This window comes from Pseudorhizobium halotolerans (assembly GCF_902153235.2).
GTDB lineage: Bacteria > Pseudomonadota > Alphaproteobacteria > Rhizobiales > Rhizobiaceae > Neorhizobium > Neorhizobium flavum.
In genome coordinates this window covers 594,400-607,995 of record NZ_CABFWE030000011.1, presented here as the reverse complement: position 1 = coordinate 607,995, position 13,596 = coordinate 594,400, and the positions used below count along the sequence as shown (strand labels likewise).

The window sequence follows — 13,596 nt, the reverse complement described above, 5'->3', positions numbered from 1 at the left end:
TCAGAAGCAGCGGACGTCTGCCTCTGCCTGCGCTCGTCGCAGATCTGCCGTCGCGGACCGTGCAGGCGCACTTTGGCGAAACAGGACGCCTCGTTCACCTGTGATCAAACCAAGGCTTCGAAAGGTCTCCGCCTCCTCATAACGGGTATAGGCTATGATGGAGGAAATGACATCTATGGAGCAGGAACAGCTTTCCAGAGCCTGCCGGGAATTTCCGTTGGCCTTCATGCATCCATAGACGTAGTCGGCGACAGCGATCGTTGGATAATCCTGCGCGGCAGAGGCTCCGGCCGCATACATGATAGCCGCGAAAAACAACACCGAGCGGCGTTTCTGGGCGAGCGTCATAGGTGATCTCCGAGGGGCTCGGGAAGCGATGGGTAAGGTTCATGCTTCAAATACCTAAGTATTATCATAGCAATTGATGGGGCTGGATTAAAGAAAAATCGGCCGTGAGCAGTATGCGCTGATACTGCGCCGCAGCAATTCTTTCGCAACGCACCATTCAGATGTATTTATTCTTGCCTATACGGCTATTGTATCCTATCGTCATCTTTGTCATCCGGCTTCAAGGTTTTGTCTTATGGGAGGGACGAGGCTTCGCAGGTGAAAATCGGTACGGCAGCAACGGTGCCCGCTGCTCAAGCCGACAGACATCGTGACACGCTGACGGAAGACGATCCCAGACAGCATGAACGTCCATGACCGGCAAACCAGGTCTTTGGGACCAGTTGTGCCGCGATGACGTGCCTCGGGTGAATAACTGCATCGGGAGGACTACGCATGCGCCTGACCAAAACCTCTGCCTGTCTGTCTCTGACTGCTGCTGGATTTCTGGCAGCTGCCCTTGCCAGCACGGCACTTGCCAATGACGAACTGACTGCCCTCGCGGCAGATTCGAAGAACTGGGCAATGCCCACCGGCGACTACGCCAATCACCGGTATTCGAAGCTCAACCAGATTACCAAGGACAACGTGAAGGATCTGCAGGTCAAGTGGACCTTTTCGACCGGCGTCCTGCGCGGGCACGAGGGTGGCCCGCTGGTCATCGGCGATGTTATGTACGTCCATACGCCGTTTCCGAACATCGTCTATGCCCTCGACCTGAAGAATGACGGGAAGATTCTCTGGAAGTACGAGCCGCGGCAGGATCCCAATGTCATCGGGATCATGTGCTGCGATACGGTGAACCGCGGCGTGGCCTACGGCGACGGCAAGATCATCCTGAACCAGGCCGACACCACGGTGGTCGCTCTGGACGCCAAGACGGGTGAAGTCGTGTGGTCCGTGAAGAACGGTGACCAGATCGACGGCGGCAAGGGTGAGTCCGGTACGGCTGCACCCATGGTCGTCAAGGACAAGGTCATCATTGGGGTGTCGGGTGCCGAATTCGGCGTACGGGGCTGGACGGCCGCCTATAACCTCAAGGATGGCTCGCTGGCCTGGAAGGCCTATTCGATGGGACCCGATTCAGAGACGCTGATCGATCCCGAAAAGACCACCCACCTGGGCAAGCCCGTCGGACCGGATTCAGGGACGAATACCTGGGAAGGGGAACAGTGGAAGACAGGCGGCGGAACGACATGGGGATGGTTCGCCTATGACCCCAAAAGCAACCTGGTGTTCTACGGTACCGGAAACCCGTCGACATGGAACCCGGTGCAGCGCCCCGGCGACAACCGCTGGTCCATGACCCTGATGGCCCGTGATGCCGATACTGGTGTCGCCAAGTGGCTCTACCAGATGACGCCTCATGACGAATGGGACTATGACGGGGTGAACGAAAACATCCTCGTGGATGCGATGGACATCAATGGCGAGAAGCGGGACGTGCTCGTGCACTTCGACCGTAACGGCTTTGCCTATACGCTCGATCGCAACACCGGCGAACTCCTGGTTGCCAAAAAGTACGATCCGAAGGTCAACTGGGCGACGGAAGTCGTGATGGATCCGAACAGCGACCAGTACGGCCGACCGCAGGTCGTGGCTCAGTATTCCACCGACCAGAACGGTGAGGATACCAATACCACCGGGGTTTGCCCGGCGGCTCTCGGAACGAAGGACCAGCAGCCTGCCTCCTATTCGCCCAAGACCGGCTTGTTCTATGTGCCGACGAACCACGTCTGCATGGACTATGAGCCCTACAGGGTGAGCTATACGGCGGGACAACCCTATGTGGGTGCCACCGTGTCAATGTATCCGGCACCGGACAGCCATGGCGGCATGGGCAACTTCATCGCCTGGGATGCCGCCAAGGGCGAGATCGTCTGGTCGAAGCCCGAGCAGTTCTCGGTCTGGTCGGGTGCGCTCGCAACGGACGGCGACGTCGTCTTCTACGGCACGCTGGAAGGTTACATCAAGGCGGTCGATCTCGACGGAAACGAACTCTACAAGTTCAAGACTCCGTCGGGGATCATCGGCAATATCAACACGTATGAGCATGAGGGTAAGCAGTACGTCGCCGTTCTGTCCGGCGTCGGTGGCTGGGCCGGCATCGGATTGGCAGGCGGTCTGCTTTCTCCGGAAAACGCTGCGGCGTGGCATGGTGCCGTTGGCCAGGGCCGTGACGCGGGTGAAGAAGCTCAGGTGGTCGGAACGGCCGGCCTGGGTGCCGTGGGCGGCTATGCGGCATTGGCCGACTACACCACCCTCGGCGGACAGTTGACCGTCTTCGGTCTTCCTGACTGACAGGCTCAATCAGCAATCAGGCTGCCTCGCGTGGGCGGCCTGATTGCAGCCAGTCGGCAGTCGCGTTTCTGATTGCCAAATGTGGATCCAGAGGATCACCGCCTTCTTGTGAGCATGAGGTTGCTTGATGAATTCCCGCCTTCTTGCCTTAGCCGTTGCCGTGACGCTCGCTGTTCTCAACCCAAGCCTTGTCCTATCAGCCGACACGAAGGAGAAAGCTGCCGCAGTCAGCGAGGAAGACGGCAAATTTTTCGACGCGGAAGGCACGCCGACCTTCAAGATCGAGAACGGAACCGTCGACTGGTATACGTTCAGCGGTTACCGGCGTTATCATTCGGACTGTCATGTCTGTCATGGCCCTGACGGGGTCGGTTCCAGCTACGCGCCTGCTCTGGCGGAGAGCATGAAGAACATGGACTATCCGACCTTCCTCTCGATCGTTGCCGAGGGAAGGCAGAACGTCGGAGGCGGCAAGGAAAACGTAATGCCGGCATTCGGCGACAACAAGAACGTCTACTGCTATCTCGACGACATCTACATCTATCTGCGGGCACGTGCCGTGGACGCGGCACCGCGGGGACGTCCACCCAACAAGGCGGACAAGCCTCAGGGGGCGAAGGATTATGAAGCGTCTTGCATGGGTGGGTGAGATGGCCAGTACGTCCTCCCCCAGCCTCCTGAAGCCAGTCCTCCTTGCCTGTGCCCTGCTTTTACCATTGCAGGCGCAGGCCCAGACCGCGGGACTGGGTGCCGCCGGCGAACTGGTCGACCCCGACGTCCTGCGCGTCTGTGCCGACCCGTCCAACATGCCCTTCACAGACCAGAGCGGCGAAGGCTTCGAGGACAAGCTTGCAAAAATGGTCGCGACCGCGACGGGACGAAGCTCGGTGGCCTATACCTGGTTTCCATCGATCACGGGCTTCGTGCGCAATACTCTGGGGGCCAATCGCTGCGACATCATCATGGGTTATGCGCAGGGGGATGAACTGGTCCAGAACACCAATGCCTATTACCGCTCCTCCTATGTACTGGTCTACAGGAAGGACGGAGACCTAGCGGGGGTCGAGACGCTGACAGACACTCGTCTCGCCGACAAGCGCATCGGGGTTGTGGAGGGGACGCCTCCCTCGGCGAACATGGCCGCTGCCAAGCTGATGCGCAAAGCCAAGGTCTATCCGCTGATGGTCGACACACGGATCGCCCCGTCCATGGCCGAAGTGATGATCGGCGACATGCTCAAGGGTGTGATCGACGCCGCAGTGATCTGGGGGCCGATGGCCGGCTACTATGTCGAGAAATCCGGTGCCGATCTGGCCGTGATCCCTCTCATCAAGGAGAGGGGCGGCCAGCGGATGACCTACCGGATCACCATGGGTGTGCGGCCATCGGATCAGGAGTGGAAGCGAACGCTGAATGCATTCATCCGCGAGCACCAGGCGGACATCAACAAGCTGTTGTGGGAATACGGCGTGCCGCTGCTCGATGAGAAGGATCATTCCATAACGCAATAACAGGACGGCGCCTCTGCAGAGGCTAGTCCGGTGCTGCTTGCATGGCGAGGCTTGAGGGTCGGTCAGATGGACCGGTACGAGCCACCCGATCGAAACATCAGGAGGGGATGAGATATGGACGTTCGCGCCGCCGTTGCCGTTCAAGCCGGCAAGCCGCTGGAGATCATGACGGTTCAGCTCGAGGGGCCTCGGGCGGGCGAGGTGCTGGTGGAGGTGAAGGCGACCGGCATCTGCCATACGGACGACTTCACCCTGTCGGGCGCCGATCCGGAAGGCCTGTTCCCGGCGATCCTCGGGCACGAGGGTGCAGGCGTGGTCGTCGACGTCGGCCCCGGCGTCACCTCGGTGAAAAAGGGCGACCACGTCATCCCGCTCTACACCCCCGAATGCCGCGAATGCCCCTCCTGCCTCTCGCGCAAGACCAACCTGTGCACCGCCATCCGCTCCACCCAGGGCCAGGGCGTCATGCCGGACGGCACCTCGCGCTTTTCCATCAACGGCGAGAAGCTGCACCACTACATGGGCTGCTCGACCTTCGCCAACTATACGGTCCTGCCGGAGATCGCCGTCGCCAAGGTCAATCCCGACGCCCCCTTCGACAAGATCTGCTATATCGGCTGCGGCGTGACGACCGGCATCGGCGCCGTCATCAACACCGCCAAGGTGGAGATCGGATCGACCGCGATCGTCTTCGGGCTTGGCGGCATCGGCCTCAACGTCATCCAGGGCCTGCGCCTTGCCGGCGCCGACATGATCATCGGCGTGGACCTCAACAACGACAAGAAGGAATGGGGCGAGCGCTTCGGCATGACCCATTTCGTCAACCCGAAGGAGGTGGGCGACGACATCGTCCCCTATCTCGTCAACATGACGAAGCGCGGTGCCGACCAGATCGGCGGGGCCGACTACACCTTCGACTGCACCGGCAATACGAAGGTCATGCGCCAGGCGCTGGAGGCCTCGCATCGTGGCTGGGGCAAGTCGGTCATCATCGGGGTGGCCGGTGCCGGCCAGGAGATCTCCACGCGACCCTTCCAGCTCGTCACCGGCCGTACCTGGATGGGCACGGCCTTCGGCGGCGCGCGCGGGCGAACCGACGTGCCGAAGATCGTCGACTGGTACATGGAGGGCAAGATCGAGATCGACCCGATGATCACCCACACCATGGGCCTGGAAGACATCAACAAGGGCTTCGAGCTCATGCATGGCGGACAGAGCATCAGGAGCGTCGTCGTCTATTGAGGAAGACGGCCGGCGCGCGACTTCAACGTCGAAGCAATCCTAGAAGGGGCTTGCTTCGGCTCAACAGGGGAGGTGGCATGCCATGGAAAGTGCAATCCGCATACATCCGGCCGTGGATAATGGTATCAAGCCGGCCGATCCCGGCTTTTCGGGCGGGACGCTCGTCTGCGCCTGCGCGGACCGGCCGGTCAAGGTGAAGATCGAGGGGCAGGTCGCACATAACCATGTGTGTGGCTGCACGAAATGCTGGAAGCCGAAAGGGGTCGTCTTCTCGGTCGTCGCTGTCGTACCGCACGACAAGGTGACCGTGCTCGAAAACGGCGACAAGCTGCAGGTCGTCGACAGCTCCGCGCTGATCCAGCGCCATGCCTGTCGGGAATGCGGCGTGCACATGTACGGGCCGGTCGAGAGGGAGCACGCCTTCCAGGGACTTGATTTCGTGCATCCGGAGCGTTTCCAGGAGTCGGGCTGGGCTCCACCGGAGTTCGCGGCTTTCGTGTCCTCGATCATCGAGGCTGGTGTCGATCCCAGCCAAATGGATGCGATCCGGGCGCGCCTGCGGGAGTTGGGGCTGGAGCCCTATGACTGCCTCTCGCCGGCGCTGATGGACTACGTCGCGAGCTGGGTGGCGAAGAAGTCCGGAGCGCTCGCAGCCTGAGAGCGTTCTCCGGCTGTCGAAACTATGTCGTATCGACAGCCGGGGCATTCGGTGTTCGCATCATCGAGTCGGTTGAGGTGGGAGCGGACGTGCCAAGGCTGCAGCGGCTTCGCGTGTTACTGAGGGGCGCCGGCGCCACCTTCGGGTCGAACGGGTCGGCGAATTTGTCTGATGTGCGACACTGCAACGGGTCCGACATCTCGGCGCAAGCTCGGCAGCGGGAAACGGTGCTACCCTGCTGCGGGCAGATGTGATATTTTAGTACATGCTGATCGAAGGGTTTGATCCTGTCGACTGTGCCGGACAGTCAGCCACCGCCGGGCGCTTCACACGCCGTGAAGCCCTGGCCCTGGGTCTCTGTCTGTGCTGTTTCCCCCGAATTGGGTTCGGCACTCAATTTGGGAGATTGAAGGAACTCGGTAACGGTGTCTTCATCCGTGAGGCGCCACATGAGGAAGCTTCGCCGATCAACAAGGGAGGCATTGCCAATATCGGGTTCATCATCGGACGCGACAGCGTGCTCGTAACCGATCCCGGCGGCAGCCTGGCGGATGGGGAGTGGCTCAAGGCGCGGATCAGGGAGCGAACCACCAAGCCGATCCGGCATGTGGTCCTGACACATGTCCATCCCGACCACTGCTTCGGCGCTGCTGCCTTTGTCGAGGAGCAGCCTCAGTTTGTCGGCCATCACACCCTGAAGACTGCCCTGGATGCGCGCGGAAGCTACTACCGGCAGCGCCTTGCAGAGGTCCTCGGAGCGGAGAATGTCGGCGACATCATCTATCCGACGCTGGAGGTCGACGACGTCGCGGAGATCGACCTCGGCGACCGCCGCCTGCAGATCAGGGCGCATCGGACGGCACATACCAATTGCGACCTGTCGATGCTCGACCTGTCGTCCGGTCTGCTCTTTCCGGCAGACCTGCTTTTCGTTGATCGTGTGCCTTCACTCGACGGCAGCCTGTCGGGATGGTTGGCGGAAGCGGAACGGTTGAAGGGGCTCGGCGCGGTTCGAGCCGTACCGGGCCACGGTCCGGCGATCGTGGAATTCGAGGCGGCCATGGACAGGCAGATTGGCTATCTGACAGCTCTCCATGAGGAGACCCGAAAGGCGATCGAGGAGGGGCTATCGATAGACGAGGCCAGCCGAAGCGTCGCTGCCGGGGAAGGAGCCGGTTGGGCGCTGTTCAGCGACTATCATGGCCGCAACGTGATCCAGGCCTACAAGGAACTTGAATGGGAATAGTCTCACCTAACGCAGGGAGGAGAATATGATGCCGATGATGCGACGAACCTTTGCGACGGGTCTGCTGACGATGTTCTGTGTCGGTTCTGCGCCCGGCGTACATGCGTCCGAAGCGGACGCCGAGCGCGAAGAACGCTGGCAGCAGATCGCCGACTACATTTTTGAGGACCGCGAGGTGGTCCCGACGGACTCGCTGATCAAGATCGATGCGCCGAAGCGTGCGCAGGATGCTGCACTCGTGCCGATCACCCTCACGATGCCGGAGAAGGACAAGATCAAGTCGGTCTATCTCGTGATTGACGAGAACCCGATTCCCTTGGCCGCCCATGTCACCTTTGGCCCGGGCGCCGATGCCGGCGCGCTACATCTGCGCGTGCGCGTCGACACCTATACCAACGTTCACGCCGTTGCCGAGACGACCGATGGAAAGCTGTTCTCCAACGCCGTCTTCGTGAAAGCGTCCGGTGGGTGCTCAGCCCCGTCAGGGCCGAGTGACGCCGAAGCGATGAAGGGCATGGGCGAGATGCGGATGAAGTTCGCGGAGAATGTCCAGCAGGGAAAGCCCACGGAAGCGACCCTGATGATCCGCCACCCGAACTTCAGCGGCATGCAGATGAACCAGCTCACCCGCCTCTACACGCCGCCGCGCTATGTGGAGAAGGTAACTGTCTCTCAGGGCGATCGAACCGTGATGGAAGTGACCGGGGACATTTCCCTCTCCACGAATCCAGCCATAGGTTTCAGCTTCGTGCCGGCAGACCAGGCGCCGATCCGGGTGGTTGCGTCCGACAACAAGGGTGGACAGTGGGAGGAGAGCTTCGACGTCCCGCTGGCAACCAACTAGGATCCGAAGACATGCGGGGAAGCTCACGGTTTTTCCTCTTACTTGCCGTCGCCGTGGCTCTGGCTGCCTCCGGTGGAGGCCGCATGTTCGCAGAGGTGATGGAGCCGGAAGGTTTGTGGTCGGGGCCGATGCGGAGCGAGACCCCCAGCACCCTGCAGGGCGCCGTGGTGATTGATCTGGCCGGTCTCGAGGCCCTGCTGCCAAGGGATCCGCTCCTGGTGGATGTTGGCCCTGCCGACAAGAAACCTGAGGGGTTCTCGGAGGATCGGCTCTGGTTGCCCACTCATCGTTCCATTCCGAAGGCCGTCTGGCTTCCCGGCGCGGGAGCGGCAACCCTGGAGGCGGCACAGGAAGAGGCTTTCTTCCGGCGCGTGGAAGAACTGACCCAAGGCGACCACACCAGGCCGATCGTGGTCTTCTGCCAGCCGCGATGCTGGGGGAGCTGGAATACCGGAAAGCGTTTGGTCACGAACGGCTATACCGGCGTCCACTGGTTCCCCGGCGGCGTCGACAGCTGGCAGGAAAAGCACGAGACGGTCGTGGTCGATGCCGATGAGGAGTGGCCGGTGGCCTCGGCGAAATGATTGGGGGGCTCTGACAAAAGGTGTTGTGGGTGGCCTGCGCCGCGCGTCGTTCCTGCTCGGACGGGCCGGCTCCATCGGCATGCACTTCTTGATGAAGATCAGAGTGAGGGAATCTCTGCAGATTTAGCAGCAACAATCTCCGTACATACTGTACTCGGTCGAAGCGCCATTGTACGTCCCAATCGTCGCGCGCTCTTAAAGCCGCGTGGAATAACGGGACTGCGTGTCACGCGACTGCAAGTTCCGGTGCGGTCAGATTCCGCAACCGATGACAGGCGGAACGAATCTCCTGCCCTCAGCGTCTTCCTTTCCAAATCAGCGCATTCACTCTATTTCATAGGCCGCGATGGAGGATGTATGACAGACAGTTCAAGCGCGAAAGCAAAGACCGGGGTGGAGGGACTGGACGACATTCTGTCCGGTGGGCTCTCCCGCGGTCACGTCTTTCTTCTCGAAGGGGCGCCAGGCTCGGGGAAGACGACGATCGCATTGCAGTTCCTTCTGGAAGGCGGAAGCATCGGCGAGCGCTGTATCTACATCACGCTTTCGGAGACCGAGGAAGAACTGCGTGACAGTGCGCTCTCGCATGGGAAGGATATTGGCGATCAGGTGGAGATCTTCGAGCTTGTTCCGCCGGAAAGCCTGCTCGATGCCGACCAGCAGCAGAGCCTCCTGTATTCTTCCGACCTGGAACTAGGCGAAACCACAAAACTCATCTTTGAAGCCTTCGAGCGCGTGAGGCCCCATCGGGTGGTGATTGACAGCCTCTCCGAAATCCGGCTGCTGGCGCAGAGCTCACTACGCTATCGCCGCCAGATCCTTGCAATGAAGCACTTCTTCTCCCGCTCCGATGCGACGGTGCTGCTGTTGGACGACATGACCTCCGAAGCGATGGACAAGACAGTCCACAGCGTCGTGCATGGTGTCATTCACCTGGAGCAGCTTGCCCCGGACTACGGCTCCGAGCGTCGACGGCTCCGGGTTCTCAAGTACCGCGGCCAGTCCTTTCGCGGTGGTTACCATGACTTCATCATCAAGACCGGCGGCGTCGCCGTTTTCCCGCGGCTGCGCGCTGTCGAGCACAGGTCGGGGTTCGAGCGCTCCTCGCTGGCGAGTGGCATCAGCGCATTCGACGCGCTTCTCGGCGGAGGCATCGCCCGCGGCTCCAGTACGCTGCTGATCGGCCCTGCCGGTACCGGCAAAAGCCTTTTCGCATTACAGTTCGTCGAAGCCGCCATCCGGCGTGGGGAGCGGGCCGCGATCTTCATTTTCGACGAGGAATTAGGCCTGCTGTTTTCCCGCACGAAGGAGATGGGGCTTGACCTTGAGGACTTGCTCGACAAGGGGCTGATCCACATCGAACAGGTTGACGCGGCCGAGTTGTCGCCCGGCGAATTTGCCCAGCGGGTAAGGGACAGGGTAGCGAGCTTCGACGCCAAGACCGTGGTGATCGACAGCATCAACGGCTATCAGGCTGCGATGCCCGAGGAAAACGCACTGATCCTGCACATGCACGAGCTGCTGCAATATTTGAACAGGCAGGGTGCCAACACCTTCATCACCGTGGCGCAGCACGGGCTCGTCGGCGACATGAAATCGCCGGTGGACGTGACATATCTTGCAGACACGGTCATCCTGCTGCGCTACTTCGAGGCCGAAGGTCGCGTCCGCCGAGCGATCTCGGTGATCAAGAAGCGGACCGGGCAGCACGAAGATACGATCCGCGAGTACACGATCGGCAGTAACGGACTAACGCTGGGCGAGCCGCTTTCAGGATTCCAGGGCATCCTGCGTGGTGTCCCTATCTTCGTGGGGGACCGACAGCCCCTTTTGCAGACACTCGATGAGGATGGCGCCAATTCCTGAGCGTGATGTCATTGGCCTGATCCATGCTCCGCTGGGCCGCGATGCGCAGATCGCCGCGGCGTTGCTACAGGAAGCGGAGCTGCCCGCACGGATTGCCTCGACACTGGACGCGCTGGTTGCGGGGCTGAACGAGAACGTCGCCTTCGCTGTGATGACCGAAGAGGCGTTGCGGTCGGTCGATCTTCGTCCATTTGTCTCGTGGATCGAGACCCAGCCGAGCTGGTCCGATCTTCCGTTTATCATTCTGACGGCCCGCGGCGGTGGTCCTGAACGCAACCCCGCCGCTGCCCGTCTGTCGGAAGTCCTAGGCAATGTCAGTTTTGTCGAGCGGCCCTTCCACCCGACGACATTCATCAGTGTCGTCCGTTCCGCAATGCGGGCGCGACGGCGCCAATACGAGGCCAGTGCCCGCATGGAGGCGCTGGACGAAGGGGAGCGTCGTCTGCAGACGGCCTTGGAGGCCGGCCGCCTCGGCGCCTGGGAGCTCGATCTCGCCACCAACGTCTTGACCACGTCGGCGACCTGCAGGGGGATCTTTGGCCGCGGCCCCGAAGACGGCTTCACCTACGAGGATTTGCTGCAATCGATCCATCCCGAAGATGTGACGCGTATGCAGGAGGCGGTGCGCAAGACGATCGAAACGGGTGCAGACTATGCCATCGCCTACCGTACGGTGTGGCCTGATGGTTCGGTCCATGGCGCTGAAATCCGTGCCCAGCTCCACCGGGACCGCACCGGCAAGCCGATCAAGCTGGTGGGGGTTTCGGCCGATATCACCGAGCGGCTGCAGGCGGAAGAACAGCAGCGTCATCTCAACGAGATGCTCGAGGAACGCGTGGCGGAGCGGACGCGTGAGCTGCAGGAGGCGCACAGGCTCGTGCTGGCCGAGGTCAGCCAGCGGGAACGGGCGGAGGAGCAGCTTCGCCAGGCCCAGAAGATGGAAGCGATCGGCCAGCTTACCGGCGGAGTGGCCCACGACTTCAACAATCTCCTGATGGCGGTGCTCGGCAACCTCGAGCTCCTGCGCAAGCATGTTGCCGGCGATGCGAAGGCAACGCGGCTGATCGACGGAGCCCTGCAGGGCGCCCAGCGCGGCGCGTCGCTCACCCAGCGGCTGCTGGCATTCGCCCGCAGGCAGGACCTGCAGGTGGGTCCGGTCAATCTTGCCGGGCTGGTGACGGAAATGGAGGATCTCCTGCAGCGGTCGGTCGGCTCCAGGATTGCCATAGAGGTGGCCGTTCCGGAACGCCTCCCGCCCGTCTCTGCCGATGCCAACCAGGTCGAGCTCGCCCTCCTCAACCTCGCCGTCAATGCCCGCGATGCAATGCCGGATGGCGGAACGATCCAGATCGCACTGAACGAGGCGGAGCAGCCGGCGGGCTCAGATACGCTTGCACCCGGCCGCTATGTCGTCCTCTCAGTGATCGACCAGGGGCTGGGCATGGACGCCGAAACGCTGCAGAAGGCGGTCGAGCCGTTCTTTTCCACCAAGGAACTCGGCAAGGGCACCGGCCTCGGCCTTTCCATGGTGCATGGGCTGGCACTTCAACTGGATGGCCGTTTGCAGCTGAAAAGCGCGCCGGGTCAAGGAACCACGGCGGAACTGTGGATCCCTGTGTCGACCACGGACGTCGAGGACCAGGCGCAGGATGTCGCGCCGGCGGGACCTCGCGATGATGCCGGGCCGAAGCGGATCCTTCTCGTCGACGATGATGTCCTGATAGCCATGAGTTCGGCTGACATGCTGAGCGATCTCGGCCACCAGGTCGTCGAAGCTCATTCCGGAAAGGAGGCGCTCGCCTTGATCGACGGGGGCGCCACCTTCGACCTGTTGATCACCGATTATTCCATGCCCGGCATGACGGGTGCGGAGCTGGCGAAGGCTGTCCGCGACCGCGTGCCGGGACTGCCGATCCTGCTGGCATCAGGCTACGCCGACCTGCCTTCGGGCGTGGAGATGGACGTCGCCAGGCTGGCAAAGCCCTATTCCCAGGACCAGTTGGCTTCGGTGCTCGACAAGATCTTATAGCTTCTGACGGGGCGAGACCGCCAAGAGCTAGTCTAAGAAGCCGAAACGAACGGTGTGCGCAACTTTTCTGCGTATCCGCATGGAGACGATTGGTCGGCATGCCCTATCAGAGCTGTGCCAATGTCCGCAGATCCTCGATGGCCCCGGGACCGGCGGCCAACACCGGCGCGCCCTTGGTCAGGCGCTCGCCTTCGACCGGAAAGGGCAAGAACCACCCTCCGGCCTCGCGCACCAGGCAATATCCGGCGAGGCAATCCCAGGCATGCATGTAGGGCTCGTAATAACCGACGAGACGTCCGGCGGCTACGTATGCGAGCATGAGTGCGCCGGATCCGTTGCGGATGAAGGTGCCGCCTTGCGTCAACAACGCCTCCACGAAATCGGCGACGGTGCGTGGAGGAACGTGATGGTTTGCGCCGACCCCGGTGACGGCATTGCGTATCGTCCGGGAGCCATCGATGCGGAGGGGCTTGCCGTTCAGTCGAGCGCCCAGTCCGTGGGCGGCCGAATACAATTCGTCCTGACAGGGAGCGGCAATCACGCCGACGACCGGCTCGCCTTCATGCAGCAGCGCAATCGATACGCACCAGGTCGGCATTCCGTTGACGAAGGGGCTCGTGCCATCGATGGGATCGATGACCCAGGTGAAGCCGGAACTGCTCTCCGCCATTCCATACTCTTCTCCAAGCACGCCGTCCTTGGGATAGGCCTCGGCGATCTGCTCTCGGATGAGCGTCTCCACGGCCCGGTCGGCGATCGAGACGACGTCCTGCGGGTCCTTCTTGGTTTCGATGACAAGCGTTTCTCTGCGCAAGAAGTAGTCGAGCGCCAGTGCGCCCGCCTTGCGGGCGACGTTCTCGGCAAATTTCTGCCGGACTTCATAGCCGGTCGTGGCATGGGAGGTCATGAGTTCCTCGTTCGGGTTGTG

12 protein-coding genes are annotated in these 13,596 nt (G+C 61.6%); 10 read left to right on the top strand and 2 right to left on the bottom strand.

What is annotated here, in order from left to right; genetic code table 11:
• Entirely contained in the window at positions 1 to 348 is a 348-nt protein-coding gene (locus tag FN060_RS18195) for a hypothetical protein (RefSeq protein WP_142589356.1), read from the bottom strand.
• Between the two features lie 435 nt (positions 349 to 783).
• On the opposite strand from FN060_RS18195, the gene FN060_RS18190 reads away from it, so the two are divergent.
• From FN060_RS18190 to FN060_RS18145, 10 genes are all read left to right on the top strand, one after another.
• Positions 784 to 2,688, top strand: coding sequence for a methanol/ethanol family PQQ-dependent dehydrogenase (locus tag FN060_RS18190; protein WP_142589354.1), 1,905 nt, complete (start codon positions 784 to 786; stop codon positions 2,686 to 2,688).
• Between the two features lie 127 nt (positions 2,689 to 2,815).
• The gene (locus FN060_RS18185; RefSeq protein WP_142589353.1) at positions 2,816 to 3,337 is read left to right on the top strand and encodes a c-type cytochrome, methanol metabolism-related; all 522 of its coding nucleotides are present in this window, start codon (positions 2,816 to 2,818) and stop codon (positions 3,335 to 3,337) included.
• 1 nt (position 3,338) lies between these two features.
• Positions 3,339 to 4,199, top strand: coding sequence for a substrate-binding domain-containing protein (locus tag FN060_RS18180; protein WP_142589351.1), 861 nt, complete (start codon positions 3,339 to 3,341; stop codon positions 4,197 to 4,199).
• 114 nt (positions 4,200 to 4,313) lie between these two features.
• A complete protein-coding gene (locus tag FN060_RS18175; RefSeq protein ID WP_142589350.1) occupies positions 4,314 to 5,441 on the top strand; it encodes an S-(hydroxymethyl)glutathione dehydrogenase/class III alcohol dehydrogenase in 1,128 nt (375 codons plus the stop codon).
• Between the two features lie 82 nt (positions 5,442 to 5,523).
• Positions 5,524 to 6,099: an S-(hydroxymethyl)glutathione synthase gene (gfa, locus tag FN060_RS18170; RefSeq protein ID WP_142589349.1), complete on the top strand. Its 576-nt coding sequence runs from the start codon at positions 5,524 to 5,526 to the stop codon at positions 6,097 to 6,099.
• Between the two features lie 406 nt (positions 6,100 to 6,505).
• Entirely contained in the window at positions 6,506 to 7,345 is an 840-nt protein-coding gene (locus FN060_RS18165; protein WP_244665849.1) for a quinoprotein relay system zinc metallohydrolase 2, read from the top strand.
• Positions 7,346 to 7,382: 37 nt separating this feature from the next.
• Complete coding sequence (locus tag FN060_RS18160) at positions 7,383 to 8,189, top strand: quinoprotein dehydrogenase-associated SoxYZ-like carrier (protein WP_425312194.1); 807 nt, start codon at positions 7,383 to 7,385, stop codon at positions 8,187 to 8,189.
• Between the two features lie 11 nt (positions 8,190 to 8,200).
• Positions 8,201 to 8,773 (top strand): rhodanese-like domain-containing protein, encoded by a 573-nt coding sequence (locus FN060_RS18155; RefSeq protein ID WP_142589346.1) that lies wholly within the window; start codon positions 8,201 to 8,203, stop codon positions 8,771 to 8,773.
• Between the two features lie 357 nt (positions 8,774 to 9,130).
• Positions 9,131 to 10,639: an ATPase domain-containing protein gene (locus FN060_RS18150; protein ID WP_142589344.1), complete on the top strand. Its 1,509-nt coding sequence runs from the start codon at positions 9,131 to 9,133 to the stop codon at positions 10,637 to 10,639.
• A complete protein-coding gene (locus FN060_RS18145; protein ID WP_142589575.1) occupies positions 10,623 to 12,668 on the top strand; it encodes a hybrid sensor histidine kinase/response regulator in 2,046 nt (681 codons plus the stop codon). The genes FN060_RS18150 and FN060_RS18145 overlap by 17 nt, the downstream gene beginning before the upstream one ends.
• Positions 12,669 to 12,774: 106 nt before the next feature.
• Here FN060_RS18145 and FN060_RS18140 read toward each other — a convergent pair whose 3' ends face one another.
• A complete protein-coding gene (locus tag FN060_RS18140) occupies positions 12,775 to 13,575 on the bottom strand; it encodes an inositol monophosphatase family protein (protein ID WP_142589341.1) in 801 nt (266 codons plus the stop codon).
• Positions 13,576 to 13,596: the final 21 nt, after the last annotated feature.